Origin of the sequence: Candidatus Nitrospira allomarina (assembly GCF_032050975.1) — a bacterium.
GTDB classification, from domain to species: Bacteria; Nitrospirota; Nitrospiria; order Nitrospirales; family UBA8639; genus Nitrospira_E; species Nitrospira_E allomarina.
Genome location: NZ_CP116967.1, coordinates 685,110 through 711,416, shown reverse-complemented (window position 1 = coordinate 711,416; position 26,307 = coordinate 685,110). Strand labels below are relative to the sequence as shown.

21 protein-coding genes and 2 tRNA genes are annotated in these 26,307 nt (G+C 50.4%); 5 read left to right on the top strand and 18 right to left on the bottom strand.

Annotation, left to right across the window (positions count from 1 at the left end; genetic code table 11):
• Window positions 1-294: 294 nt before the first annotated feature.
• Window positions 295-3,726: a GH36-type glycosyl hydrolase domain-containing protein gene (locus PP769_RS03035; RefSeq protein ID WP_312644983.1), complete on the bottom strand. Its 3,432-nt coding sequence runs from the start codon at window positions 3,724-3,726 to the stop codon at window positions 295-297.
• Window positions 3,727-3,896: 170 nt separating this feature from the next.
• Between PP769_RS03035 and PP769_RS03030 the strand changes: the two genes are divergently transcribed.
• Window positions 3,897-4,628: a hypothetical protein gene (locus tag PP769_RS03030; protein ID WP_312644981.1), complete on the top strand. Its 732-nt coding sequence runs from the start codon at window positions 3,897-3,899 to the stop codon at window positions 4,626-4,628.
• A 560-nt stretch (window positions 4,629-5,188) separates the two neighbouring features.
• On the opposite strand, the gene PP769_RS03025 is transcribed toward PP769_RS03030, so the two are convergent.
• The 6 genes from PP769_RS03025 to PP769_RS03000 all read right to left on the bottom strand — a co-directional run bounded on the left by PP769_RS03025 (window position 5,189) and on the right by PP769_RS03000 (window position 9,225).
• On the bottom strand, window positions 5,189-5,821 hold the full coding sequence (locus tag PP769_RS03025) for a nucleotidyltransferase domain-containing protein (protein WP_312644979.1): 633 nt from the start codon (window positions 5,819-5,821) through the stop codon (window positions 5,189-5,191).
• Complete coding sequence (locus tag PP769_RS03020) at window positions 5,791-6,192, bottom strand: hypothetical protein (protein ID WP_312644977.1); 402 nt, start codon at window positions 6,190-6,192, stop codon at window positions 5,791-5,793. Before PP769_RS03020 ends, PP769_RS03025 begins: the two co-directional genes overlap by 31 nt.
• A 12-nt stretch (window positions 6,193-6,204) precedes the next feature.
• Window positions 6,205-6,858: a hypothetical protein gene (locus tag PP769_RS03015; RefSeq protein ID WP_312644975.1), complete on the bottom strand. Its 654-nt coding sequence runs from the start codon at window positions 6,856-6,858 to the stop codon at window positions 6,205-6,207.
• Window positions 6,859-7,245: 387 nt separating this feature from the next.
• Window positions 7,246-7,995, bottom strand: a complete 750-nt coding sequence (locus tag PP769_RS03010) for a hypothetical protein (RefSeq protein ID WP_312644973.1) — start codon at window positions 7,993-7,995, stop codon at window positions 7,246-7,248.
• 385 nt (window positions 7,996-8,380) lie between these two features.
• The gene (locus PP769_RS03005; RefSeq protein ID WP_312644971.1) at window positions 8,381-9,004 is read right to left on the bottom strand and encodes a thermonuclease family protein; all 624 of its coding nucleotides are present in this window, start codon (window positions 9,002-9,004) and stop codon (window positions 8,381-8,383) included.
• Between the two features lie 62 nt (window positions 9,005-9,066).
• Window positions 9,067-9,225 (bottom strand): hypothetical protein, encoded by a 159-nt coding sequence (locus PP769_RS03000; RefSeq protein WP_312644969.1) that lies wholly within the window; start codon window positions 9,223-9,225, stop codon window positions 9,067-9,069.
• On the opposite strand from PP769_RS03000, the gene PP769_RS02995 reads away from it, so the two are divergent.
• Window positions 9,224-11,563: an arylsulfatase gene (locus PP769_RS02995; RefSeq protein WP_312644967.1), complete on the top strand. Its 2,340-nt coding sequence runs from the start codon at window positions 9,224-9,226 to the stop codon at window positions 11,561-11,563. The two genes, PP769_RS03000 and PP769_RS02995, sit on opposite strands and share 2 nt — an antisense overlap.
• 335 nt (window positions 11,564-11,898) lie before the next feature.
• Here PP769_RS02995 and PP769_RS02990 read toward each other — a convergent pair whose 3' ends face one another.
• The 5 genes from PP769_RS02990 to PP769_RS02970 form a co-directional block, all read right to left on the bottom strand.
• Window positions 11,899-12,585: a hypothetical protein gene (locus PP769_RS02990; protein WP_312644965.1), complete on the bottom strand. Its 687-nt coding sequence runs from the start codon at window positions 12,583-12,585 to the stop codon at window positions 11,899-11,901.
• A gap of 739 nt (window positions 12,586-13,324) precedes the next feature.
• Window positions 13,325-13,400, bottom strand: a tRNA-Lys gene (locus PP769_RS02985).
• Between the two features lie 158 nt (window positions 13,401-13,558).
• Window positions 13,559-13,634, bottom strand: a tRNA-Arg gene (locus tag PP769_RS02980).
• A 149-nt stretch (window positions 13,635-13,783) separates the two neighbouring features.
• Window positions 13,784-14,890 (bottom strand): hypothetical protein, encoded by a 1,107-nt coding sequence (locus PP769_RS02975; protein ID WP_312644963.1) that lies wholly within the window; start codon window positions 14,888-14,890, stop codon window positions 13,784-13,786.
• An 11-nt stretch (window positions 14,891-14,901) separates the two neighbouring features.
• A complete protein-coding gene (locus tag PP769_RS02970; protein ID WP_312644960.1) occupies window positions 14,902-16,914 on the bottom strand; it encodes an ATP-dependent helicase in 2,013 nt (670 codons plus the stop codon).
• 366 nt (window positions 16,915-17,280) lie between these two features.
• Between PP769_RS02970 and PP769_RS02965 the strand changes: the two genes are divergently transcribed.
• The 3 genes from PP769_RS02965 to PP769_RS02955 all read left to right on the top strand — a co-directional run bounded on the left by PP769_RS02965 (window position 17,281) and on the right by PP769_RS02955 (window position 21,132).
• Entirely contained in the window at window positions 17,281-18,177 is an 897-nt protein-coding gene (locus tag PP769_RS02965; protein WP_312644958.1) for a hypothetical protein, read from the top strand.
• Between the two features lie 112 nt (window positions 18,178-18,289).
• Complete coding sequence (glgP, locus tag PP769_RS02960; RefSeq protein ID WP_312644956.1) at window positions 18,290-20,443, top strand: alpha-glucan family phosphorylase; 2,154 nt, start codon at window positions 18,290-18,292, stop codon at window positions 20,441-20,443.
• Between the two features lie 263 nt (window positions 20,444-20,706).
• On the top strand, window positions 20,707-21,132 hold the full coding sequence (locus tag PP769_RS02955; protein ID WP_312644954.1) for a hypothetical protein: 426 nt from the start codon (window positions 20,707-20,709) through the stop codon (window positions 21,130-21,132).
• A 161-nt stretch (window positions 21,133-21,293) separates the two neighbouring features.
• On the opposite strand, the gene PP769_RS02950 is transcribed toward PP769_RS02955, so the two are convergent.
• From PP769_RS02950 to mtnP, 6 genes are all read right to left on the bottom strand, one after another.
• Window positions 21,294-22,163 (bottom strand): HEAT repeat domain-containing protein, encoded by an 870-nt coding sequence (locus PP769_RS02950; RefSeq protein ID WP_312644952.1) that lies wholly within the window; start codon window positions 22,161-22,163, stop codon window positions 21,294-21,296.
• Between the two features lie 45 nt (window positions 22,164-22,208).
• On the bottom strand, window positions 22,209-22,412 hold the full coding sequence (locus PP769_RS02945; protein ID WP_312644950.1) for a hypothetical protein: 204 nt from the start codon (window positions 22,410-22,412) through the stop codon (window positions 22,209-22,211).
• A 196-nt stretch (window positions 22,413-22,608) separates the two neighbouring features.
• Window positions 22,609-23,070, bottom strand: coding sequence for a c-type cytochrome (locus PP769_RS02940; RefSeq protein ID WP_312644948.1), 462 nt, complete (start codon window positions 23,068-23,070; stop codon window positions 22,609-22,611).
• A 360-nt stretch (window positions 23,071-23,430) separates the two neighbouring features.
• On the bottom strand, window positions 23,431-24,345 hold the full coding sequence (locus PP769_RS02935) for a RodZ domain-containing protein (protein WP_312644947.1): 915 nt from the start codon (window positions 24,343-24,345) through the stop codon (window positions 23,431-23,433).
• 64 nt (window positions 24,346-24,409) lie between these two features.
• Window positions 24,410-25,324, bottom strand: a complete 915-nt coding sequence (locus PP769_RS02930) for a PfkB family carbohydrate kinase (RefSeq protein ID WP_312644945.1) — start codon at window positions 25,322-25,324, stop codon at window positions 24,410-24,412.
• Window positions 25,325-25,329: 5 nt separating this feature from the next.
• Window positions 25,330-26,268 carry an S-methyl-5'-thioadenosine phosphorylase gene (gene mtnP / locus PP769_RS02925; protein ID WP_312644943.1) on the bottom strand — a complete coding sequence of 313 codons (939 nt, stop codon included), beginning with the start codon at window positions 26,266-26,268 and terminating at the stop codon, window positions 25,330-25,332.
• Between the last annotated feature and the right edge of the window lie 39 nt (window positions 26,269-26,307).

Sequence of the window (26,307 nt, the reverse complement as noted above, 5' to 3'; positions counted from 1 at the left end):
ACCTTCGGCAAGGAAAAAGAATGCAGAAATCTTTTCACCATCATGATGTTCCTTAATCCATAAGGTTAATAAATGGTTCCTCCGAAACAAATTGAACATGCGGCCTGCTAAAAAAAATCGCATACTGAAAGAGGTGAAGTCAACGACAGGGAAAGACGGGATGCTGGATGTTGTCCCCGTCATTTCCGCATCATGTCTTATAGATCTGTGGGATTCACAATGTGCTGCCCATCCATACAATAGTTGGAGCCAAGTCTGTTATTGACGAATACCTCAGCTTCGCGGGAAATCGCTTTAGCCTATGCTGATGAGAATGCGATTGGGGCCGTCAGTCAGGAGGGGGTACACGTCGGGGCGTGGGATCCGGACCCCACCAGGGCGATAGGGATTGTGATCGCGTGTAAATCCCATTTCGGTTCCATTGATGGTGACGGATTGGACCGAAGCCGGGGCATCACCGGCAATGGTGTAGATCACAGTGATGGGTTTTTCATTCATGGCAAAGGTAAATTGTAATCCATCCAGTTGTTTGGGCAGGATGGGATCGATGATGACATCGTCATACGACAGTCTCAGGCCCAAAAAATTGCTGACGATTTGATTGATCAGGATACCGGGCCCGCTGGAGTAGATGCGCCAACCGCCTTTCACCCGCACCTGACCCGCCCGTAGTGCATCCCATAGCTGTTCGGCCTCATACCGATCCCGCACATCCGCATCAGAGCTACTGAAGTAGGTATTGCTTTGCCGTGTCACCGCATTGGATACCTGATCCTGAATGGTGATTGGTAGAATCTGCAAGATCGCGTCATAGGCGTTCCGGGCTTGGCCGATTTTGCACATGGCTTCGATATAGCGGATGTGGGCGTGGACATATTGCAACCCGATCTCACGTCCGAAATGGGCCGACTCTTCGGCCCGACGGAATAACACTCGTACCCCGCCTTGATACGATACGGGTTTGTTCATGAGGCGGACACCGTCCGGAAAGCGTAAATGGGACTCGATGAGCCGCAGGTGATTCTGCACTTGCTCAGGGGCAAATAACTCGCCGATCATGCTGCGGGTCATCGGCAGCAGCCGGTAGTGAATCTTTGTGCGCGTATCGCTCGGATGAATGATGGGTTCGACCCGCCCATCCGGGTGCCGATAGCCAAATCCGCTCACGACCTTATCCGGTATCAGATGCTGGTGAAAATCCGCTTTGATGCGCCGGGCTAACTGCAGCAGCCGTTGTTCGTCGGTATAGAGCCCGGCCTTGCTAAAGGCGATGGCCAATTGTTGGAACACTTGATAGGTTAAGGCGACCGTCCAGGTGCTGACCATATGCTCGCGCATGGCGGATTGAGCAGGTTGAAGGGTATCGTCCCAATCCCCGGCTCCATAGGCCGATAACGCCGTACCCGGAATAAAGCGGGATTCGATAGCGTCAATCGTGCGCTGAACATGGCGTAGCAGAGTTGATTGGGTTGGGGTACGGCCGAAGTTTGGCAGCTCAGTATAGGGAAGCTCGATGTCCAGGATGCTGAAATCATTGCTGGCTTCGAGGTACATCGCCAGGGCTTTTAACGGCCAAATGATGATGTCACCATGGCTCTCCGGGTGCTGGATATTGGCGAACCGGTCAAACATAAACCATTGCGGCCAATCAGCCGTCTTCTCATATTGCTGGGCAAAGACCGTTAACAAGATCTGTTTCGCTTCAGGATGGTGTTGGGTGGCCAACAGGAGTTCGAGCGGGCCCTGGCAGACATCGCGGACACCCCATGCGGCACCGGAAAATTGTTCGAGACCATGGGGGATCGTGAGGTGCACCATGGCATTGTGGACGTACCAGTAAAAGATATCATTGAGTTTGTCACACAGCGGATTCGTCTTGGGGAGTGAGAGGTAAAATTGTCTTCCGAGTGATTGCCAAAATGACCAGCCGGCCTGTTGGTCCTGTTGCAAATGAGCTGGCTGCGCTTGATATTTCTGGCATAATGTCTTTGCCTGCTCGGCGTCGATAATTGAACCCGTGATCACTAAAGAAAACGTCTCTACCGGTTTGGTACGAAATGTCAGATAGGGGAGTCCACGGGACTGGTGATCGGTAAATAATTCGTCATCTGTTCCGATGTGCTCGACCTTGGCCGGTTCTGACGTGGTGATGTAGAAAACTGTATCCGGATAGCGTTGGGTCATCTCCGTAGTGGCATGTGGTCTCAAGGTCGCCGTTGCGGTTTGGACATCAATATCGATATGGCCTTGATGGTCCAGCTCATGGTTGCCTAAAACCAGATTGCCGAGGATGACAAAAGTCTCGGCCTGATCGGACTCGATACTCACAAACGCGGCGGCGTCTTCTGAGCTGACCCAGGCATTGACCACAATCCATCCTTGATCGGTCTTGTACCGCCATCGGCAGGAGTGCAGGCCGATCTCATAACACGACGGCATCCCGAGAAGATGATATGTGGCGCCTCGCTTGATCAAAATGCGCAGGCCGCTCGTTTTGAAGATGTTGAAGGGAGTTCTCGTAATGGAGAACAGTTTGTTGAACGACGTGTTGCCAATGGTGAGATGGGAGTGAAAGACGCCGGCCATATGCGTGGTGGAACTCAGTCCATCGTCCTGCGGCATTCGGGCGCTCCCGCTACGTAAGATATGGCCGTGGGGGCGTTCGACGAGGAGCTCTTTGGCTTGTAACACCACATGGGTGGCATCTGCATAGAAAAACGACAACAACCTTCCGTTCTGGACTTCCTCATGGCGTCTTCGGTCCGGGTAGAGGTTTTGGACCTCGTCGTCGGTTACATCCTGTCCGGTCAGCATCGTCAGGTTGTGCAAGATGGTGTCGGCGGCCGGTTGCGGGGTGAACACGCGATTGGGTGATTGAGCTTGCAATCGTTCGATACGAGTTATCGTGGACTGAATACGGTCGGCGTCAGCGGCCTGGGTGGGCTCCGGATGGTGCGGGACATATTCGGCATAAAACGTGACCGATCGGGACTCACCGGGAGCAATCCGGAGGATATCGGATTGCAGACCGCAAAATGCCATTTCATATTGCTGTTTGACACTCACGAGGCAATCCTGGGTCAGTCCAACCGGGATATTGGTGTGTTTATGCGACAAACCAAAAAAGGCCAGACCATCTGTCACGAGGCCTCTGGCATGGGTGGTACATCCCTGCATCAACCAGGGATGCTGATCTCCGCAGGCCTGATTCTGGCGTGAACAGACGACAGGTCCGTAGAGGTTGTGAGTCAGAACATGATGATCAATGTAGTGGCTGCAATACGCTTCATTGTTCCGGACCGCCCCTTCGTGGGCCAGGCCGATATCCTGGGTATAAATCACATCGCAGAGACGATCCGTTGAGGCGGTGTTACGAATATCGATAGTCCAAAGCCACATCGTGGCCTCCGGGTGGAGCGTCAATGAACAGGTATACGCCAGATCCTGCCAGTGCCCTTGCCATCTAGCTTGGTTGGGAGCATGCGCGAATGAGCTGGGTGATGAGGGTCCGATCAGCGGGAGGAACGTGATTGAATCAGCTGTGCGGAGACGTAAATAGATATTGTTCAATGATCCTTCAAGCGGGTTGCCCAGTATTTGATTAATCATCACCTCATCACACATCACACGGAATAACCCGCCATTCGGAAAAAATTCAAAGACAAGGCCGCTTGAGTTGGCTAACTCAATTGTTTCAAGCTCATACCGTGATCGAAATGTCGACATAGTGTCTCCCGATGGTTCTGTCGCAAAAAGTTGAGTACCGCATAACAACATAATCAACACGGACTGACAAACTCGCAGCACCAGTTTGTCAGTCCGTTATCGTTGGCGCTAGGCTATATAGCCTAACTTATTTAGGGAGTTCCTTCCCATCCAAGGAGGAAAGTCACTATATGATTTCAATGCCCAAGATACTCAGAGTGCGAACCCCTTTACAGCGAAGATTTATTTGGTTTCCGACTCTCGGAACAATGCTCCTGATTGGTGGGGCATGTCTGGCAACGGCATTGCTCGTGATGATGGCCGGCTTCGGTCAAACGGTTTATGCCGCAGGCGAAGGTCAGCCGAAGTTTCAGCGCATTTCAACGCAGTACATCGCAGCCTTGGGTGATCCGGATGCAACCTCCGGGAACGGTGCGGAGTCGTGGGGTCTCTGGCCGCTGGATCCAGGTCCTCGGGGAGTGCGGTTGAGCAGCTTGAAGCAGTTGGAGGAGGCGGGTGGCGTCGCCCCGGCACGCTGGAAATTCGATCCCACAGACTGGTGGCTGGAGGAACACGGTCTCATCATGGAACAGCCGACATTTCCAATCCCTCCCGGCAAATACCTGGTCACGGGTGACCGCGAGGTCACGACCGTGCTGACCATTCACCCCCCTGATAAGAATGGAAATAGCCGCTGGAAGCTTGATGACCAGGCGACGCTCTATGACGTGACGCACCTGAGGTGCCGCTCCGCGCGCTATACACCGACGACCGGTGAGGGTTCGTGTTCTCCGGCAAACGTGCAGAAGACGGCGTTTCCGGTCACTCCAGGCGGGACGATGCCTCCAGTCGTGGGCTGCAAGAAGCAAGACTATGCGGTTCTCATCGTGATCGCTCTAGCCGTGGAAGACGAAGGTCGGTGACGCCGGCAAGATTATTCGTTGCGTAGAGCGAGGGGTCGCCCAACAAATGTATGCGGGAAATTAAGCCATTCATTACGCTTGCGTATGCACGCTTGTGCGTTGCGTGACGTGGCACTCCAAACCCAAAGCGTCAGGAGTTGTAGGTCGTGGGAGCTAGTTTACCTTGCCTACTCTTACCTACTTGGAAGGATGTTAAACCACAGAAACTGTAGGTTTCCTTCCCTATCCCCTCCCTTCTGCTTGCACACCCGCGTGTAAAAAAACTACCCGATTTATGAACGCCATTTTCACTCGATCCTAGTCTCTGTAAATTAAGCACTTTAGGCTGAATTTTTTAAGAGGAGTTTGGGGAAAGGGTATTAAAACGTTTTTTTTATTAATAGTATGTCACGCTCGGATTAAGAAACGGAGGTGGTTTTTGGTAATTGATGAAAAGTAAGGTGGGTCGTGTAAGTACTGAAATTTGGCACCTCTGAATTAAGGATTGAAATTAAAAAACATGCTTTGAGGCTTTTTATGGATTATTCTACAATTTGTCAAAAATAAGAATTGATCTTAAATCAAATAACGGGAAGAATTGTATTCTCGATGAATTCCTTGTACTCACGAACACATTTAATCTTGCCCATAATTTCTTCTAATTTATTTTTGGGCTTTTTAAGTGCTCCCCACTCTTGATCAAGGGTAAAGTTAGGGGGAACTGCTCTATTGTTAAAAAGGCAATCAAATCTTTGAATGTGTCTTCTTAATTTCCGCACCTTTACATTCTTATAATCATCTCCCCAAAAGTACCATGCTATCTTCATTCCAGCCAAATAGCCACAAATTGCTATTTCTTTTCTTTTTAATGCATCTGCCGATACGAAAACCATAGAAACCCAAGTCCCATTACCTTTTAGCCAAATTCCGTATTTGGCAATATGGCCCGCCAATTCTGAGCCCAACCATTTCTCTGAGAGTACATATTCGTGGCTGACCCACTTAATTTCAATCTTTTTTTTTCTGCAATTTTTCCCAGAACCGACACAAAGAAAATCCCAATCTGAAGATTCTCGTTCTACTCCAGCGGCACGAGATCCGTACAGAATAATCTCTTCAGATACTTCACTGAGATCGGCCCAGGAAAAATCAGCTTTCTCTAGGGCTTCAATGGCTCGGTGTTTTAATCCAACGATTGTTTCTGAAGCAGGCATGGCATCTGTTCTCGAAGGACGGTGACCATTTGCACTTTAGTATCTTCAACTGCCTCAATGTAATCAGGGCTATAATCTGATTCATACTCAATGTCAGAAAATATGTCATCGAGGCTGCCAATATCTCCGGCAACATCTTTGAGGTGAGAGTTCTTTAATTTTCCAGAAAGGGTCTCTAGTACTTCAGAAAGGGAAGGGGGATTTTCCTCGTCACTATTAAAAAGAATGTCATGAAATTTAGATAATTGTGATGCTAAGGCGTCCATGTAATTTTGAAACTCGTAAAGGCCTTTAACACTATCAACTCCTAATTCCTCAATTTCCGCAATAATTTCCTCTATATACTTTTGGTGAGAACCCTTCTTAGACATTTTTCCTGTATCCTATTGGGCAAATTGCAAATCTTCTGGATGCATTTTCTCTTTTTCTTTTAGTATATCTTTATCATTTGGCTGAGGCGACTGTTTTTGGGAATTCAAAGGATTTGCGGTTGCATTTGAATTGGTAAAGCTATTTTCTTTTTTGGGTGGTGATACCTGATGGATAGTAGCCGACAGTGGTTTGATTACCGGTGTTTTAACAACCGTATTAGGTTGAGGTTGTGATAGGAAAAGCTTCAAAAGGAGAACTAATATTATTAAAAAATACATGCCTATAAAAAAATTCGGATAGGCATAAAGGGCGAGTTTATCAAACCATCCTCCATGTTTTACTTCTGAGTGCCTTTCTCTTATTGATCGTGCAATTCTAGGAGATTCGTTAGGTTTTCTGGAAATTTGTCTTTCCAGTCTGAAAACTCGCTTGGAAAAAGCTTCTTGCCAAATGTCCTGATTTTTCTCTAAAAGTTGAAAAATGAAAACTAACAATAGGGGAAGAATTAAAAAAAATGGAGTCATGTTCCCAATAAATCCGCCTGTCACCACCGCAGATATTACAGTAATAGTCCATCCCCTTACTTTGAATCGAAAGTCACCAATTTTGTCGAGCTTGTCTTGAAGGATTTTATACTCTTCCCACTCTTTATTGATTTGGTTCATATAAGTCCTATCCCATAAATTCGCATGGGCCATTTTGTTTAAGGATAGAAAGAAACGGTCGTAATATTGAAAATTCTGCCTGGTAAAAGTTTGAAATTTTTGTAAAAACTACCTTTCCTTGGAGATATTATCAAGTTCGAATTTTTTGCGGACCTTAAAACTTAAATCAGTCCATGGTCTTCCACTGGTTTTATGGACAACTAGTTAAGCCGCGATAGCCAGGCTGATACAATCGATTGGTATCAGATAGCCTGGAGCCGACTGGGCTATTCCCCATTCGGTTGGCACATCTAAAAAGCGCCATACGAGGCGAGGAGGCGTGAGATCGAGGAACGCAGAAATTCTACTCAAATACTTGGGCGAACTTTTGTGGTCTAACTCCCATTTCTAGGATGGTCGGGAATGGGTCACCAAACAGTCTCTGCGCCAGATGACGTAAGCCGTAAAGGCCAAGACTGAGATGAAGAACACGGTGCGAATGCGTCCGAATCCAAAGCATACGAAGTTGCTGGTGGCATTGAGAATGCCAAAGCCGGCATAGGCCAGGAAGACAAATAAGGCCCAACGACGAAGTGTGAGAAAGCCATACCCGATGGCGATATGCAGCACTGGTGATTGCACTTTGAACAAGAGACCTAAGATGCCGGTAGGTTTGGTGCAAAAGACGGACAGGTGGTATTCAGGGTTTGCCAAAATAATGTACAGGTCCATGAGGGCTGTCCACAGAAATAATCCGCCAAGAAATCGGATGTCGTGACCACGTTTCCAGGCAAGGCGTAACGTGGCCAGTTGGCCTTGTGGAGCTGGGAGATAGGCTTGGTAGGCTTGCAGGCACCACCACGGCAAGATTATTAACATGCCAAAGAACAAACCTGCTCCCGGCCCCCCGACGGCTCCGAGCCCCCAGGTGGCGACGCCGAGCAGCCCTCCCACTATTAGCACCCAGGCCATCTGAATGGGATACCTTCGGACCAGTAGCCCAAGTCCTGGAAGGATAGCCGAGAGAATCCCGCCAAGTGGAGACGTGCTCGAATGTTCGGATGCAGGCAAACTTAATTCAGATTCCATGGGAAGGACAAGAATAAATGGCTTAGATTCTGAGGGCAAGCTGGGCAAAAGGGATTGAGAGGGTGCCATCGAAAAAAAATCTGGCCTGCTGGAATTGAGATTTCAACGCCTTATTCGCCGGAACTTTTACTCGATTAGCAGGCTTGTGGTGGAAGGCAAGAGCGCCGTGCTGATCTGTCCTTCTCTCTGATCAAGGTCGGTGAAGCCGGTGATGACCATGACCGGCAGACGAGAAAGGAAGTAGGTTAGGCTGCTGAGGACGTTGCTATGGCCAAAACATTCATCGAGCCTAGGGAAACCAAAATCACATGTATTTCCATGCGGAGGAATGAATAGAAGGGATAGGCGATATTTTACTTCAGCGGACCATACCGCCTGCGACCACGGTGGCGCATTCGCGCGTTACCGAAAACGTGGAACGGTTTTTTTTCTTCAGAAGAACCGATGCCGATTTCTATGAGCACCAATCCCTTTTCCCTTCCCTAACGGGAATGGCAAGTCCTTGGCTGATTAAGAGCTCGGAAAGATCTTGGTCATCAGCAACCAACCGTCCCACGATTTCTCTCCGGTCTATCGAGGAGGAAATGAGCTCAATGTGAACGGCGGAGGAAAGATATCCATGGATGAGTTCCTGGGCCTGTCGGCCCAACAGCGTTTCTTGTTCACAGGACGCCTTGATGTGCGGAGTTCGGATGCCTGCAAGTCGGATAACTAGGCGTTTTGCAGCGGGCTCGTTCGTCTGTTGGAAATAAAATTCGCACTGGTTACTATCGGAGCAGCCCTCGTACACAAGTGCAGAAAAGGTAGATGTCTCCGGCTGTTGGGAGGTTTCCGGGAACGGGAGAATGCGATTGGGATCCACATAAGCGGGTAGTCCCGGGAGCGAGTTCTGCGAAGGGGTAAGAATCGACCATTTATAGCGACCCGGGTTAAACTCTCCGTCGATACCGAACACACCGACAATCCCTTGTTTATAAAAGTAGCGCCGCTCAAGGACTACACCCTCGGTCTGGGCAAACAATTCTTCGCTCAACAGCGAAAACAGACCAATTATGAGTAGGAGGACGCGGGGAATCATGATAAGAAATCCTATCACTTCTGATGTCCTGGACAAAGTAGGACTATGCGATGGTATACCGCTTATGTTTGATAAAAGTGTATATTTCTTCCATTCTCTTGAAGGTGGACTTTGCCATTGACGGTATGCCCTAATTCACCGGCGTGTTTCTTCACCACACTTAACGATCCCATGCTTTGCGATTGATCAGTTGTTGTAGTAATCAGAAGGAGCGTTTTCATGAAAAAACTTCAGATGCTGCTTTTCGTCTTACTTCCTGTACTCTTGCACACAACGGTCTCCGCCCAGGAAGTGCTTCCCCGACCGGAAGGCCCCTTTGAGGGAAAGATTGGATTGACGTATAAAGATTCCCAGCCTGTGAAACCCCGGCTGAAGGTTCCTGAGACGTTTGGTTTGACCGATCCACCCAATATTCTCATTGTTCTGCTTGATGACGTGGGTTATGGGCAGATGGGCACCTTCGGTGGCGCCATTCCGACTCCCACCCTAGACCGCATTGCCAATAATGGGTTGCGTTACACCCGTTTTCACACCACAGCGCTCTGCAGCCCGACTCGGGCGGCACTCCTGACCGGGCGCAACCACCACTCCGTTGGAACGGGGGTCATTGGCGAGGCCGGGACTGGCTTCCCTGGGTATACCGGCATTATCCCGGCATCCGCCGCGACCTTTGCGGAGGTGCTGCGGGAGTACGGATACGCCAATGCCTGGTTTGGCAAAAACCACAATGTTCCAGACTGGGAGACCAGCCTTGTGGGACCCTTCGATCGTTGGGCGGGTGGATTGGGATTTGATTACTTTTACGGCTTCGTCGGTGGTGATACCGATCAGTTTCATCCGGCCTTGGTCGAAAATAAGAAACGTATTGAACCCCCTGATACCAATGAAGATGGCTCGCCGTATCACTTGACGACCGATCTGGCTGACCACGCCATCCGGATGATCCGGGCAACTAAAGCCGTGGCCCCCCAACGACCGTTCTTTGTGTACTTCTCCACCGGCGCCACCCATGCTCCGCACCAGGTGCCACAGGAATGGATCGACAAATTCAAGGGGCAGTTTGACATGGGGTGGGACCAATATCGAGAGGAGACCTTTGCGCGTCAACAGCGTCTCGGGGTGGTTCCTAAGCACGCACAACTCACCACGCGCCCTGCCTCATTACCAGCCTGGGATTCATTGCCTGAAGATGAACGGAGAGTGTATGCCAGGATGATGGAGGTCTTTGCCGCCTTCACCGCTCATACGGACCATGAGGTAGGACGGCTCATCGATGCGATCGAGCATTTGGGGCAACTGGATAATACCCTCGTGATCTACATGGCCGGGGACAACGGATCGAGTGCCGAAGGAGGCATACATGGGCTACTCAATGAAATGACGTTCTTTAACGGGCTTCCCGAATCGTTGGAGGCTAAGGTCGCTTCCCTCGACACCCTAGGGGGAGAGAAACATTACAATCATTTTCCTGCGGCTTGGGCTTGGGCCATGGACACGCCGTTCCAGTGGACGAAGCAGATTGCCAGCCATTTTGGTGGAACGCGCAATGGGCTCGCCATTTCATGGCCGCAGCGCATCAAGGCGCGGGGGGAAATCCGAAATCAGTTCCACCATGTCATCGATATCGCCCCGACTATCCTGGAAGCCGTCGGCGTGCAAGCTCCGGCTCAATTCAATGGAGTTGCCCAAAAGCCCATTGAGGGGATCAGCATGGCCTACACCTTTGATAATCCGGATATTCCCGGTCGGCGAACTACCCAGTATTTCGAGATGCTCGGGAACCAAGGCATCTACCATGACGGATGGATGGCCAGTGCGATACGTGGGATACCCTGGCTCAGCGAGAACACCCCTGCCGACCTGCTGGACATGTCCTGGGAGCTCTACCATGTGGAGGAGGACTTCAGCCAAGCGTTGAATCTTGCAGATAAGAATCCGGAGAAGCTCAACAGCCTCGTCAAACTCTTCTTTGCCGAAGCTGCGAAATATAACGTTTTGCCTCTCGATGATCGGAAAACCGAGCGGTTGAATGTGGCAAACCGCCCAAGCCTCACAGAAGGTCGTACATCTTTCACCTATCCGAACTTGCTTCGGCTTCCTGAAGGGGCCTCCCCTAATCTCAAGCACAAGGACCATACGATTACCGCCAAGGTGGTGATACCTGAGAGTAAGGCTGAGGGCATGCTCCTCACTCAGGGAGGTCGCTTCGGGGGATACGGGCTGTACGTGCAGAAAGAACGGCTCATCTATCACTACAACCTCGTTGGTGTCGCACGGTATACCATCATGTCAACGGAGCCCATTCCGGTAGGAGACGTGACGCTCAAAGCCGTGTATAAATCGGACACGGACAAACCGTTTGCCGGAGCCACCGTGACCCTTTATGCGAACGAGAAACAAATCGGGGAAGGCCGAGTGGAGAAAAGTATTCCGAACCGTGTGACGCTTGACGAAACGCTCGACATTGGTTTTGACACGGGTACGCCGTTGACGGAAGGATATGAGATACCATTCAAATTCACGGGCCAATTGGCGGCAGTGACCATTGAATTGAACTGAGTCATCAGTTTACCTCGGTCACGGAATGGTTGACTCTAGCTCTTATCGCCTCGAGCTAAAGTGGTCAAAGTCTTCTCTGATCGCCTGTGGTCAAACAACGCAAAGCCTGCCGTTAAATCCAGGGGAACGCGCTCGCCAGATTTCCAGAAACAGATTTAAAGCAGGTTTTTGGGAAACGGGTTAGTAGCGGGAACAGGCAATGGGGTGATTGAAATGGTGGGCCGCCAGAGGTTGACGGCCCGCTGATTGAGAGTCAGCTGCTCTACCAACTGAGCTAACGGCCACACCAACACGGCGAATATTGGGAAAATCAACCAGTTGCGATCTTCTTACTCTTACCGCACTTCCTCCAGATAGAAATCTGATTCCCCGTTCGTCGACTCAATCTTTCCCGCTGCTGCGACGAGAAAGCTCCCAAGTTCTATTTCCTTCTTAAAGGTTCCCGAAAAGGACAAATTGACCATCCGTTGGGTACCGGCCTCCCCATGAGGTGAAATCGACCGAAGGTTTCCTTTGGCCTCAAATGTGATGTCTTGCGGGGGATTACCTGTCCCAACAGGTTCGTTAAGTGTCACGTATCCGGTGATCGGCAAGGTTCCTTCCCACCCGATTCCAACCTCGGGAATTTCTGCTCCACCCAAATTAGTCACTCGGCTAACTTGGCCCTCGACAATCGGAACTTCGACCGTGCCTGGCCCGCCTGTCCTGGTTTCATCCCTTTCGCTAAAGTCGATGACCAAATCGATCTGGCCCAGTTGAGTCAAACCCGCAGTCGTTGAATCTTGAAGCGAATACATGCCGGTCATTTTCACGCGACCGCGACCCATGTGAAATTCACCATACCCGGGGTTGAATTGATAGCTGGATATCCGCTGGTAGTTGTTCCGATAGGAAGGGAGATCCTCCGCAGAAAAAAATCCGGTGTTTGTCGGTTCAAAATCAAGGCGTTCAATAACTGAGCAAGACGCAATGAATGCAGAGAGGACTGTAAGTAGGATAAATTTGTGGTTCTGTCGTGTCAAAATTACCTCCTTTATCTCATTATTGAATAATTATTTTGGAAGAAAAAAAGGATAAATGATTGGCCATACTCTTTCAACCTTACAAAAAAATGGATTGGTTTCCCGCTATAGAAGCGTGTTTTTGAAGGACACTCAATAATTCTGGCCTGATGTTTTCCATGAATCGAGTTGATTCTGCTGAGCAGGCATACCTCGTCTGCCAGCAATGTATGAATGGTGAAATGGTCTAATTGGTTGAAGGGGAGAGCAAAGATGTAGTTCTCCCCTGAAGAGGTGAAGGGACTTAGAAATTATCGAGAGAAATCTTATATTGGCTTTTCGAGGACAATTCATCCTAATTCTTGATCTTTGATAGGAAATTTCTTGAGGACCTCACACTATCGGATGTGAAGACTTTGGATCGCAGCGGAATCTCCCAAAGGGAAAATCTCTAGCTTATTGAGAGTGAGTTAGGATCATGCGGCCTTGAAACACTGCCTGGGTCTTGGAGTCCCACGAAACTTCGTGTCGACCAATGCGTCTAGGAATGTCACATGGCCTTCACCAGATAACCAACGTGATCAAGTGCGGATACCTGTGAAATGGGAACTCAAGAGACTAGATGAATGAGAAGGGTTGTGGCCAGAAGGATGTGCAAAAGATGTGCAGAAATTGGGGGGCGCTCTTTTTATTTCTGCGCTCTCCTAAGAGTATTTGGTTTTGTCGTGGATTGGTGTAGGTTTGGATGTTGGGATAAATATGGTGGGCCGTGTAGGGGTCGAACCTACGGCCCGCTGATTAAGAGTCAGCTGCTCTACCAACTGAGCTAACGGCCCCACCGAGATGAAGATATCTAAAATGTGTCTAGCGGTTTGTCGTTCGTCTTATTCTTAGTTTTTCTGATCGTTTTCCTTTGTGAGTGATCAAGAAGGGGAATTCTATCTCCCTTTGGCCTTCATGACAAATAGGGGAACTTTCAAAGTATTCACCTGCATGGTGCGCCTGACAGGATTTGAACCTGTGGCCCCTTGCTCCGGAGGCAAGTGCTCTATCCACTGAGCTACAGGCGCAAGATTGTGTTCATGTGCGATTACATCCGGCCTCTAGTTCTTGTGGCCTCTCCGCCATGCGAGAGGAAAAACAGAGGGCAACCGCCCCGGAAAAGTTCTGAAGCTAGCATGGATGTTCAGGTGATGTCTACCTGCCGGAGGCCCTCAATTTATTCGCAAGAGGGAGCCGGTTCCATCGTGGTTTGGTACTGCTTAAACACCGCGGTGGAAGCTTGGACCAGTTCGGGTGGTTCCCCTAGGACGGTGGTTAACAACAGTTCGACATCCTGCGGGGTGAGGCCATTGGAAGGGGCGATGAAGCGTTTACGGGCGATCTGGCGTTCCTCCGGATCATCGGGTTCGTAGTAGCCCAATAATTCACCGGAGTTCACCGCATCCGTTAACCGTTGGGTCCATTGCTCGATGAGTGCGGGTGTCCAGCTTTTTGTGGTCAGGTGGTCCTGGAAGAGTTCCAATTTGGTCCATAGCACCCAGCCGACAAAGACCGCCCAGGTTTCATTCATGACTTCCCACGTATCCTGATCCGAGAGAAACCGGAGTTCGGTGGCGCCTTTGAGCTGGCGAATAGGATTGATCCGGACAAAGCGGTAGTGACAGGCCATCTGGTTGTTGGCGGCCTCCAATACCTGCTGGTCTTCCGCGGTCAGCGCTTGTCCATGGTCGGTGGCGTAGAGGTAGTCCAGATAGGCATGCAGGAGTTCATGATAGAGCAGGGCGACATCATGGTGGGTCATCCGGGCCAGATCGGCCAACGCGCCGCCGGCTTCATTGAAGGACAGCCGCAGGTTGAGAATCATGGTGTGATCGTGTGGATGGTATTCTGCGGCGTACGTGCGGAGGTCTTCAAAGTGTACGGTGACAAATGTGGGGTCGATGTGTTTGAGGAACCCCGTTGGCAGCCCCAGGGTGTCGGCTTGCTGCAGGAGGGCAGGCCAGGGATGACGGGGGTTGGGACGACTTGAGGTGGCGTCCTCAGCCGACCAGGCTTGGCTTGGCATGTTCACACTTATCAGACTGACCAGAAAGGCCAGGCCCAACATCCGACCGAAATATGTCAATAGCAGAGTGTTGAAAAAGTTCGCCAACTGCGTTCTCGGCCTTTTGTCGTGCTCACGTACTCCCCCGTACGCTGCGCTCGCCAAAATGCCTGCGGCCTTGCTGGACGAGCCTTTTTGAACACTCTGCCGCCGCTGATGAGATAATGTGAAGTACTGAATAAAGTTGAGCATTTTAATGTTCTTTAGGCTTTTCGGCATACTACTAAAAATTACCTCCAGGAATAGGTTTGATCTTCTTCAACTAAACTCCAGGTGTCGAAATAGGATGGCGGGATGTGATCCAGATACCGTGAGGGTTTCGTGAGGACCGACCCGGTCATTTTATCGTACACATTGATGGGGTAGGTGAGGAAGAGGTGATGTTTGGCTCTGGTAACCGCGACGTAAAGCAGTCGGCGCTCTTCTTCCAGTTCTTCTGGGCCCATGAAGGAGTAGGCGGAGGGAAACCGTCCGTCCACCAGCCAGATGACAAAGACGCATTGCCATTCTAATCCCTTGGCCGAGTGAATGGTGGAAAGAATCAGCCGCTCATCGTCCCGATCGGGGGCTTCGACGTCCACCACACTTTCATTGGGGGGCTCAAGCGTGAGATCGGCCAGGAAGTCGTTAAGACTTTCGTATCGTTCCGCCATGACGGATAAATGTTCCAGGTCTCGAATCCGTTTGGGGTAATCGTCATACTGATCTTTGAGGAGAGGGACATAGTATTCCATCATTTCCCCGAGCAGTACGGCAGGAGTGAGGGGATGTTCCATTAATTGGTCCAGTGTGGCGGCCAGGTGTCGCAATCCCGAGGCGGAGCGGCCGGTACTGTGTTTCAAGATCTCATATTGGCCATGGGCCTGGAGGATTGACGCGATCAGATCTTTGGCTTTTTTGGGGCCGACCCCTTCGAGGAGCAAGAGGAGCCGGTTCCAACTGACCGTGTCCAAAGGATTGTGAATGATCCGCAAATGGGCCATGAGGTCTTTGACATGAGCGGTTTCGATGAATTTGAACCCGCCTCGTTTGATGAAGGGGAGGTTTCGCCGGGTGAGTTCCAATTCAAGGTCAAAGGCATGAAAGCTGGATCGGAACAGGACGGCGATCTCATGTAAGGGGATACCTTCTTCCCTTAATTCCAGAATTTTTTGCGCGATGAATCGCGATTGGGCGTTTTCTCCCATGGCCTCCACGACGGTGGGTAATGGTCCCTCTGCTTTTCGTGTGAAGAGCGTTTTGCTGTATTTTTCGGGCGCCGCTTCGATAAGTTTGTTCGCCAGTTGGAGAATCGGTTGCGTGCTCCGGTAGTTTTCCTCCAATTTGTATATAGTGGCTCCCGGGAAGAGGTCGGGAAATTCCATGATATTGCGGAAGGTGGCACCACGAAAGGCATAGATGGATTGGGAATCGTCGCCCACCACCATGACATTGTCATGGGTGGCCGCCAGATTGCGGACCAGTGAGGCTTGCAGGGGATTGGTGTCTTGATATTCATCCACCAGAATATAGCGAAAAATTTGGCTAATGGTTTCTCGGGCCTGTTGGTCGATGACCAGGAGTTCAAGGAGTTTGACTAAGAGGTCGTCGTAATCGACCAGTTGCCGTTGGCGCTTGGCGGCCTCATAGGCGGCCTGGAGTTTCTGGAGTTCTCCCAGATACTCCCCGAAGTGGCTGTATTCGTTGATGACAATGTCTTCCAGGCTTTCCAGCGTGTTGGCTGTTTTGCCGAATATTTCGGCCAGGGTATGTTTGCGGGGGAACCGTTTGCCGGTATCGTTCAGCCCCAATTGACCACGGAGGAGGCTCAAAAGATCTTCGGAATCTCCCCGATCGAGTATGGTAAACCCTGGTTCCAGTCCGACGGGGCGGCCATATCGCCGCAGGAGGATATTGGCCATTGAGTGAAAAGTTCCACCGCCGACCTGCTGGGCGCGGAGTCCGATGAGGAGTCCGACCCGGCTGAGCATTTCCTGTGAGGCTTTTCGGGTAAAGGTCAGGAGTAAAATGGAGCTGGGGACAATGCCCAGGTCGATGAGCCTGGCGACCCGATATACGAGCGTGCGTGTTTTCCCGCTGCCCGCTCCGGCGATGACAAGGGCCGGGCCTTGCACGGCCTCCACGGCGGCGAGTTGTTGGGGATTCAATTCTTCCGCGTAATTACGCGATAATTTTGGCGGAGTGGACTCCTCCAGGGGACGTTTCAGGACATAAACTTTAGATGATGGTGACGTGGAATCCATGAATCCATGGGCAGGAATTAACGGGAGATATGAACCCGAGTTTCGTCTTTCGAAGACCTTTGGCCGTGTATAGCATACGTGGTGGTGGGTTGCAACGCGGGCGAAATTCGGTCTGTTGAAATTTTGAATATGTTCTCCTTTTCCCGAGCAGAGGAGTGGCCAAAAGCAAATGAAAACAATAGGGGAGTGTGAAAAAAAGGCTCGTCCAGTAGGGGCGCAGCTACTTGGACGAGGGGAGCGTACAAGAAGTACGTGAGCACGGCCAAGTGGGGAGAACGCCACTGGCGGCTTTTTTCAACACTTCCATATTAGGCTTGGACAGGTCGTGGGCCCTCGGTTATACTTTACACAATTACGGAGTTGAAAATGGCCAAACAATCTGCTGAAAATTACGAGAGTGTGCTGAAGGATCTTGCTCATACCATGATGAGTGTGGCTCGGGAATCGGTCGGCCTGATCAAACGGTCTGATCAAAAGCTAGCCATGAAGCTGCAGCGGAAGCAGGAATGGGAAATTTATTTGGAATTTCTGCGTATGCTGTTTAACCTGGTGGATCGCCTGTCTGGATTTTATATCCCGATTCAAGGCCAAAAAGACTTTATGAATAGTTTGGAAGATTCCGTGGCCCACCAATTAAAAACGGTCCTGGCCCCGTCGTTGAGTTCAAGTGAAGTAGATGACATGGAAGTGACGCTGTCCGTTGGCCAGGTAGTGGCGGATAGTCGAAAAACCTATGAAAAATTTAAGTTTGTGGTCACAGACCAAACCAAAGAGCGGGATCAATATTTCCAGTTTTTTTCGGAACGCATTGCCTCTAAAGCCGGAGCTCCGGGCAAGCAGGAAATAACCGCTGCGGCATTTTTGTGTGGAAGCGCGGTCGTCCCGGCCCTCAAAAGCCTATTTGAAGATGCGACTAAACCCAACGTTCAACCGGCGGCGGCTGCGTCTCACTCCGTGGCGGAAGGGATCGGTTCGTCCGGGGCTGCTGAAAAAGGCAGTTCTTCGACCCAATCAGGTGGCCCGGAGACAGCAGGGAAAAACCTGATCAAATTGATTAGCGTGGTGTCTCGCGCACAGGGAGAGGAAGTCGAATCCTGGTGGGGGCTTCATCCACAGTTTCGCCGCGACCTTCCCCCTGATGAAGCCAAGGAATTGGCCAAGCACATGAACCGGGCGACCCGGATCGTGGGCGAGCGGTTTGCGGTTGTGGCTTCGTTGGCGCAAGCGGGGACGAATCCAAATCAGCCTGTTGGGAATGCCTAACCCTCTCTAACTGACTCTTCTGCGTGTTCTCTTTGACCACTTCAACATGTGTCCATGTTTGGTGAAGATCCTTCGCCTTTGGATGATGCCATTTTTTTTGTGAGTATACCCTATGAATCAAACTCGTACATTGACGGATGAATTTCGGAATCTTTCTGAGTTAGCTCAAAATGTGTGGTGGAGTTGGTCTCCTGAGGGCCGGGCCGTTTTTTCTTATATTGATCCCACGCTTTGGCGACTAACGTATCACGATCCCATTAAGCAGTTGCAGAAGATTTCCTCTGATCGATTGGAGACTCTCAGACAAGATGTGGTGTTTCTTTCCCTGTATCGCGAGGCGATGAAGGCGTTTCTTGTTTATATGGAGGCCAAGGACCACTGGTTTGGGCGAACCTATCCTCAGTGGCAGGATCGCACCATTGCCTATTTTTCTGCAGAATTTGGGTTGCATCGTTCCGTTCCCCTGTATAGCGGGGGATTGGGGATTCTGGCTGGTGATCATCTCAAAGAAGCCAGCGATCTGGGAGTGCCCCTGGTGGCTGTCGGATTTATGTATAGCCAGGCGTATTTTCGTCAGGTCGTGGATACCAACGGTTGGCAGGAAGCCGTGTATGATTCCGTCGATCCGATGATGATGCCGATTGAGTTGGCACGGACACCTGCCGGGGATTTGGCGAAGGTTCAAGTCCAATTGGGTTCCCGAATGGTCGCATGTGTGATCTGGCAGATCCAGGTTGGCCGGGTTTCGCTGTATCTTTTGGATACCGATACACCGGAAAATTCACCAGAAGATCGTCATCTGAGTGCCCGGCTCTATGGAGGGGATCATCGCACACGGCTTTGTCAGGAGTTGCTGTTGGGCATCGGCGGTGTACGGGCCCTTCGTGCCGTGGGGCGGGATCCCGATGTGTGGCATGCCAATGAAGGACATCCGGCCTTTTTTCTAGTCGAACGGATGCGGGAACAACTTCAACAAGGGCTGTCCCTGTCGGAGGCGGCCGCTCAAATTCGCCAGAGCACCGTATTTACCACCCATACGCCCGTCCCGGCCGGGCATGATGTCTTTTCGGGAGACCTTATTCGTGAGCATTGTCAATGGTGGTGGGAGGAGGTAGGGCTCACGCAGGAAGATTTTATGGCGTTGGGTCGTCATCCGGAATTATCAGCGGACCAATTCCATATGACGACATTGCCTATCCGCCTGGCCTCGTTCATTAATGGGGTGAGCAAGGAACACGAACAGGTTTCAAAAAAAATGTTTCACATTCTGTGGCCGGAACGACCGCTGCAGGAGGTCCCTATTCATAGCGTCACGAATGGGGTGCATGTTCCCACCTGGATTGCCCAGGAAATGGATGTGTTGTATCAAAAATATCTTGGCTCTGATTGGCGTGAAAAGTGTGACGATCCGAACATGTGGCAGCGCATGCAAGAGGTGCCGGATGGGGAAATTTGGGAGGTCCGGCAATTTTTGAAACGAAAGCTGTTGACCTTTATCCGTCAGCGCGCGCGTATGGGATGGATGGATGGGACGATGGAGCCTATCCAGGTGTTGGCGAGCGGGGCATTTCTTGAACCGCATTCGATGACGCTGGGCTTTGCCAGGCGATTTGCCTCCTATAAGCGGGCCACGTTGTTATTTTCAGATCTGGACCGGCTGAAACAAATTCTGTTGAATCCATGGCGGCCTGTTCAAATTATCTTTGCCGGAAAATCACATCCCGCCGATCAGGCAGGGCGCGAACTCATCCATCGTATTTATCAATTTGCCAAAGCGCATCATTTGGGTGGCCATATTGCCTTTGTCGAAGATTACGATATGCATGTGGCCAAATTTTTAGTGCAAGGGGTCGATGTGTGGCTCAATAATCCTCGCCCGCCATTGGAGGCGAGCGGGACAAGTGGCCAGAAAGCCGCCTTAAATGGCGTGCCTAATTTGAGTGTGTTAGATGGGTGGTGGAAAGAAGGCTATGATGGAAGCAATGGCTGGGCAGTGCCTCTCCCTGAAGAGCCACTTGGTGATTGGGCCCAGGATGACCTGGATATGGTCGGCCTCTACACCAAACTTGAAAACGAGGTGATTCCGTTGTATTACGATCGTGGTGTTGATGGCGTTCCACATGGGTGGTGCACTGTCGTCAAAAATTCCATTCGGACTTCGGCTCCACGGTTTAGTGCCCGTCGCATGCTCAAAGAATACGTGCAGCGTGCCTATACGCCGTTGTTTTCGGAGGCAGGGAAGGCACGAGACGAAAAGTTGGCCTGAATCTCTTAGCGGGTTCCATAAACTTTCGGCTCATGTGCGGTAGCCTGACTCTTTGCCCAGAAGGTCATCGAGTATCCTGTGTCAGAGTTGTACCTTCTGCAATGCAGTGATACCATCGGCTTACGTATGGTGCATCATTCCCTGTCTCATCGGTTGCTCCTCGATCGATATGAATTTCCCTTCCAGTCTTATTCATGGAGTGAACTGGGGTCGATGTCTATTCAGCGAAGAGCGGGAGGCATTCTGAGCCGGCGAGGTCCACTATGAAGGTGTTACGAATATTGATCCTGCTGGGTATTGTATTTGGATTGGGTTATTACACGGGGCAAAAACCGGACGAGGTGAAGCAACGATTGCGAGACTTGTCGGGACAAGTCCTGGAGAACACGATTGGATATGATCAGAAGATTAATTTGCAGAGACAAATGCTGGCAGCAAAAGATGGCTTTTTGGAAGGGCGAGCGTATCTGTTAGATCATCATTTCAAGGAAGCGTCAGAGGAGTTTGAGCGTGCACTTCACCATTTAGATCAGGCGGTTGAGTTGGACCCTCAAGGACCCATGGCTCAAAAAATCAAAAACGTTAAACAGAAAATTCGAGAGGCTCAGCTAAGTCTGGCTCAAGGGCATAGCCTTCCTCCTCACATGCTGGACGATCTTCGTCAAGAATTGCAATCCGTTATGCCTTGATTAAGTTGTTCAAATAGCCCGCCGCTGCACGCGTTTTTTGTTGTTGTCAGTCGCATCGTAGTATTCCGGATTCGTCCATTTTTGCCCATAAAAAAGAGCCCTCAATTGTCCGGACAATTGAGGGCTCAGGTTTGTTCGCAACCCTGAGGGTTTGAATAGGATTAAGCCGTGACAGCCTGCTTTTTCCATGCTGCCAACATGCGTTCGATCCGTAAGCGCACAACCAGATCAGGATCTTTTGCCAAAGGCTTGATCGCCTCACGGCCACGAGGATCTCCGATTTTTTCTAACGCGGCAGCTGACGAGAGTCGGATGAACCAGTCAGGGTCTTGCAAGCGTTCGATCAATAAATCCACGCAACTGGCATCCTTAATCTCTCCGAGAGCCAGGATGGCCTGTTTTCTAATCACTTCATCTTGATTCTTTAGACATTCGAGTAACCGTCCAACAGCGGGTTGTCCAAGTTCTGCAAGCGCCCAGGTCGCATCGTCCTTAAATTCATCATTGTGAAGCATCGAAATTAACGGATCAAGGACTCGTTCATCGTTGATCTTCCCCAACGCTTTGATCACTGATTTCCGAGCATCGTAGTCTCGTATATAGCGGAGGAGCAGGTCCACGGCCGGTGACCCAATCATGGCAATGGCCTCAACGGCGGCATCCCGAACCTGCCAATCCCCGTCTCGAAGGCACCGAACGAGAGGCTCGACACAGCGTTCATCGCCCATTTCGCCAAGGGTAATGACTGCTTCACGTCGGACGACCCATTCGGAGTCATTCAAGAGATCGATCTGAATATCGATTTCATCTTTAACCTGCTCTTCGACCAACTCTTCTTCCGGTTCTACGCCTTCTTCGGATTCAGCAGAGGCGACGGTGTCGGTTGTTTCTTCATCTGCTTCTGCCGTGATGGCTTCTGAGACTTCATCCACTAGTTCGTCTTGAGGCAGGGTTGTCTTGCCTTCCAGCGATACAAACTCCTCCGTTTGATCTGAAAATGCATCATCGATATTGTTTTGGTCGTCTCGCATCACTTAATTCCTCCACATTACTCTTCAGGGTCGATCTGCAGAATTTTAGGCCTCTGCCACGACTTTCTTTGATTTTCGGTGTTCCTCGCGCCGCTTGGCGGTTCGGACCTTCCGTTGCACCCGTCGTAATCGTTTTCGTAATGACCGAATGGCTGAATCTCCCTCAGGATTGTCGCTACTGGCTAGAGATTTCGTGACCTTGGCTTTTAGAGAGGATGCGTCCTCCTGAAGTGATCGTCGTTTGGCCATATGATTTTGATCTCCTTACACTAAAAATTTGATTGACGAATAGTGGTATGGGTTGCCTTCTCCCACGTTGAGTCTAGTCAAGGGATTTGAATGGTGTCAACGGGGAACCGTCATTATTGGCAGGGGTTAGGTTCTTCTCAAAAAAAAACCCCCGCCGGGACAAGCCCAGCGGGGGTTATCGTGAAAATACCTACTATTAACCCTTGCAGAAACTTCTTTCGTACGCAATGATCTTCCAGGCTTCTTCTTCATTGATAGTGGCTGGGACTAAGGGAACCATGCCTGTGCCCGGGCTACCGTTCTTGATGACCCACATGAGTTCGCCATCTTTCCGTTTCTTGTGAAATTTGCAATTGGTGAAATCGCGGGGACCCGGATTTAAGACGGCTCCTGCCGGACCTTGGCCATTGCCTTCTTTGCCGTGGCAGTTAATGCAAGTCCCTTTTCCCTCATACAAAGCTTTTCCTTCCGCTACGATCTCAGGCGAAGCATCTTCGGCTTTGTCGTATAGAGGGGATTTGTCTTTTTTGGCTTCACTACGTTTATCAGCTGGAACACGGGAGGGTAAGGGATCTTTTTCGGGTCCGGCAATGGCCAAGCCCGTGGTCAAAAACATGGCAGCGGTTAAGGTTCCAAGCACTTTCATCGAAAACGTCATGTAAGCCTCCTAGGTTAAACAGAGTTGATGAGACCGTAAAAAGCACGGGTGCATTATCGCTTCCCCTTTTTTCCTCTTTGGATGGTGTCGTTTGAGTGCACCTAACTTATTCATAATCATACCATATTTATAAGATAGGTTGACCTTAAGCCACCCAAACTCCGTCATCATATCAATCACTTTTTTAGACTGTCAAGAAGGTGAATATGAGGTGTTGTGGACATAGATTGACGAGTCACTTCATTTGAACTTTTGAGATGGGTGCAATTGCCAGGATTAAGGTTTTTTAACCTTTATCAAGTAAATTTTGGAAGGCAAGAGGGAGGAAGAAGTGGAGCCCTTGGCATTCGTTTTGTGATTTCAGGGCTTCAAGCGAATGTCTCTGACCACCTGACCCGGTTTTCCAAATGGACCTTGTGGTTCTCCATTAAGACGGATGACCACACCGGCAGCGTTCCCTAACGTGAGCATATATTGTGTGTTTGCCTTCCAGGTGCTTTTTTGTCCAGGTTGTAGCAGGGCCTCATGCGGAGCCTGATCGTCGGACTGCACCACCACCCAGGTCAGCTGGGTGGCTTCAATTTCCAGGACCAGCGTTCCATCTGTCCCTGTGGTTTTCTCAGGAACGGGGGAAACAGGCACGGGCGGGGATATCGGTCGAGGCTCAGGGGGTAGTGGTGAAGGTGTGATGCCGGATGGGGGAGGAGAAGTGAGCGGCAACTCGGTATCGACAGGGATTTCTGATGTAACACTGGCGGGAAATTCTTCAATGGGGGGTGCGGGCTCATCTACGACTTCCTTCTGGATCTCATTGATAGGTAAAGGGGTTACGGATTCAGAGGCGGGTGGAAGGGGTTCCTGCTGTTCGGGTAGCAGATAAAAGAGGATTCCACCGAGGGCGAGAAAAAGTATGACAACAAAATTCCAATTGAAACGTTTTCGATGAGCTGCTTGTAAAGTGACTTGAACGTGTTGTTCCTCTTCTTGGGTGCGGTCATAGAAATTGCTAGAGGAGGTTAGGAAAAGCTGAATAGCATTTTCTTCATCCAGTCCCAACGCACGTGCATATGACCGAACGAATCCTTTGACGAACACTTTAGCCGGCAGGCTTGCAAAATTCTCTTCTTCAAGTGCTTGAAGGTGGTGCTGTTGAATGCGAGTTCTGGAAGCGATCTGCTCCAACGATAAACGTTGTCGTTCCCGGGTCTGTCGGAATAATCCCCCAAGAGTTTCCATGGCGTTATCCTGAATGGGAAAGGCCTTTCCGGTATTCATGTAATTGACTTGTCATGAGAAGGCACACGTCATGTAATAGGTGTGCCTTCCGAAATCCTGAGTCCTATGACAAATCCTCAAAATGAGTCAGATGTTTGAACGATGTAAATCGTTGGTCAATTTCTTCGCGGGTTAAATGCCTGAGTCGGTCCAGGCTGAATTCCTCCACATTGAAGGACGCCATGACACTTCCAAAAATGATGGCCTGTCGAAGCCCAGCTTGGGAGTAATTTTCCGTAGCAGAAAGGTACCCCATAAAGCCGCCGGCAAAAGTGTCGCCTGCGCCGGTTGGATCTTTTACCGCTTCCAGCGGATAGGCTGGAGCCCCGAAAATTTCCTGCTGATGAAACATCAAGACCCCATATTCTCCCCGTTTAATAATCAGGGTTTTGGGGCCGCGCGATAAGATCCGTTTCGCCACTTGTACGAGATTTGCATCACTGCCCAATGCACGGGCCTCTCCGTCATTAATGACGAGGATATCGATATGTTCAAGGACTTTCCATAATGCTTCCCTTTTCCCCTCAATCCAAAAATTCATGGTATCGCAGGCCACGATAGAGGGCCGCTTCACTTGATTCAGGACATCCAGTTGTAATTCCGGATCGATGTTGCCCAGAAACAGGGCGGATGGCGTGGTGTAGCTGTCGGGAATTTTCGGTCGAAACGTTTCGAGAACATTGAGATGGGTTTCCAGGGTTTGAGCTTCGTTGAGTTGATAGGAATATTCTCCTCGCCAGCGAAAAGTTTTTCCAGGTCGGTGCTCTAATCCGTCCAGATTGATGCCGCGACTGTGCAGGAAATCGAGATGTTCTTTTGGAAAGTCTTCACCAACGACCGCAATGAGATTCACATCTGTAAAAAAACTGGCTGAGGTTGAAAAATACGTGGCGGATCCTCCCAGCACATTCGAGGCTTCCCCAAACGGCGTTCGTACAGAATCAAAGGCAACGGATCCAACGACTAATAAATTACCCATAATGATTAGGCCCTTTTTTTGGAGTGTAGGGTGGTCGATAATAAATGACGCCGTAACAGAAGCTGATACCGCTTTCGCAAGGCCGGACTGATGCGATTGAGCGGGGTGATGACGGCGTGTTCCAATGCGGTCTGACAGGAGCAAGGCCCGAGGTCTTTTGCAAGTTCTAGCGCGTGCCGCAGAACGATTTTAGCGGTTTCGACATTTTGATGCATGATAGATAGGATGGCCCCAACGGAAACCGCATCTTCCGTCTCGTGCCAGCAATCATAATCCGTGACCAGCGCAAGTGTGGCATAGCAAATTTCGGCTTCACGAGCCAATTTGGCTTCAGGAATATTTGTCATCCCGATGACATCAACGCCCCATTGTCGGTAGAGAAACGATTCTGCTCGACTGGAGAATTGTGGGCCTTCTATGCAGAGGTATGTTCCCGGACGGTGCACCCTGACGGGGGCTCCCAGACTAGCTTTTTCTAACACACTCGATAAGGTCCCACACAGGGGATCTGCAAAAGCCACATGCGCGACAATCCCCTGGTCGAAAAACGTATTGGCACGTTGAGTGGTTCGGTCAATGAATTGATCAGGCAGGACAAAATCCCCCGGTCGAATGGATTCCTTCATGCTTCCCACCGCACTGATGGAAAATATCCGCGTCACACCCAGGGCTTTGAGGGCATGAATATTTGCGCGATAATTTATGGCGGAAGGTAGCGTGCGGTGTCCTCGTCCGTGACGAGCCAAAAAGGCGACTCGCATGCCATGCAAGGTTCCCACAATAATGGCGTCCGAGGGCTTTCCAAACGGGGTGGCCATCCTGACCTCTTTGAGGTTGGTAAACCCCTCCATTTCATAGAGTCCACTGCCTCCGATAATCCCGATTTGGGCCTTTTGGGTGCGTAAAGAGGGCCGTTTAGTCTTCGCTTCCTCATTCTCCGTCATGTGAAAAGGTCTCTCTGATTAAAGGGGAAAGGCATGTAG

Bases quoted from the DNA above. Each gene is read 5' to 3' on its own strand.
- PP769_RS03035 (WP_312644983.1), bottom strand. From the start codon at position 3,726: ATGTCGACATTTCGATCACGGTATGAGCTTGAAACAATTGAGTTAGCC.
- PP769_RS03030 (WP_312644981.1), top strand. From the start codon at position 3,897: ATGATTTCAATGCCCAAGATACTCAGAGTGCGAACCCCTTTACAGCGA.
- PP769_RS03025 (WP_312644979.1), bottom strand. From the start codon at position 5,821: ATGCCTGCTTCAGAAACAATCGTTGGATTAAAACACCGAGCCATTGAA.
- PP769_RS03020 (WP_312644977.1), bottom strand. From the start codon at position 6,192: ATGTCTAAGAAGGGTTCTCACCAAAAGTATATAGAGGAAATTATTGCG.
- PP769_RS03015 (WP_312644975.1), bottom strand. From the start codon at position 6,858: ATGAACCAAATCAATAAAGAGTGGGAAGAGTATAAAATCCTTCAAGAC.
- PP769_RS03010 (WP_312644973.1), bottom strand. From the start codon at position 7,995: ATGGCACCCTCTCAATCCCTTTTGCCCAGCTTGCCCTCAGAATCTAAG.
- PP769_RS03005 (WP_312644971.1), bottom strand. From the start codon at position 9,004: ATGATTCCCCGCGTCCTCCTACTCATAATTGGTCTGTTTTCGCTGTTG.
- PP769_RS02995 (WP_312644967.1), top strand. From the start codon at position 9,224: ATGAAAAAACTTCAGATGCTGCTTTTCGTCTTACTTCCTGTACTCTTG.
- PP769_RS03000 (WP_312644969.1), bottom strand. From the start codon at position 9,225: ATGAAAACGCTCCTTCTGATTACTACAACAACTGATCAATCGCAAAGC.
- PP769_RS02975 (WP_312644963.1), bottom strand. From the start codon at position 14,890: ATGCCGAAAAGCCTAAAGAACATTAAAATGCTCAACTTTATTCAGTAC.
- PP769_RS02970 (WP_312644960.1), bottom strand. From the start codon at position 16,914: ATGGATTCCACGTCACCATCATCTAAAGTTTATGTCCTGAAACGTCCC.
- PP769_RS02965 (WP_312644958.1), top strand. From the start codon at position 17,281: ATGGCCAAACAATCTGCTGAAAATTACGAGAGTGTGCTGAAGGATCTT.
- glgP (WP_312644956.1), top strand. From the start codon at position 18,290: ATGAATCAAACTCGTACATTGACGGATGAATTTCGGAATCTTTCTGAG.
- PP769_RS02955 (WP_312644954.1), top strand. From the start codon at position 20,707: ATGAAGGTGTTACGAATATTGATCCTGCTGGGTATTGTATTTGGATTG.
- PP769_RS02950 (WP_312644952.1), bottom strand. From the start codon at position 22,163: ATGCGAGACGACCAAAACAATATCGATGATGCATTTTCAGATCAAACG.
- PP769_RS02945 (WP_312644950.1), bottom strand. From the start codon at position 22,412: ATGGCCAAACGACGATCACTTCAGGAGGACGCATCCTCTCTAAAAGCC.
- PP769_RS02940 (WP_312644948.1), bottom strand. From the start codon at position 23,070: ATGACGTTTTCGATGAAAGTGCTTGGAACCTTAACCGCTGCCATGTTT.
- PP769_RS02935 (WP_312644947.1), bottom strand. From the start codon at position 24,345: ATGAATACCGGAAAGGCCTTTCCCATTCAGGATAACGCCATGGAAACT.
- PP769_RS02930 (WP_312644945.1), bottom strand. From the start codon at position 25,324: ATGGGTAATTTATTAGTCGTTGGATCCGTTGCCTTTGATTCTGTACGA.
- mtnP (WP_312644943.1), bottom strand. From the start codon at position 26,268: ATGACGGAGAATGAGGAAGCGAAGACTAAACGGCCCTCTTTACGCACC.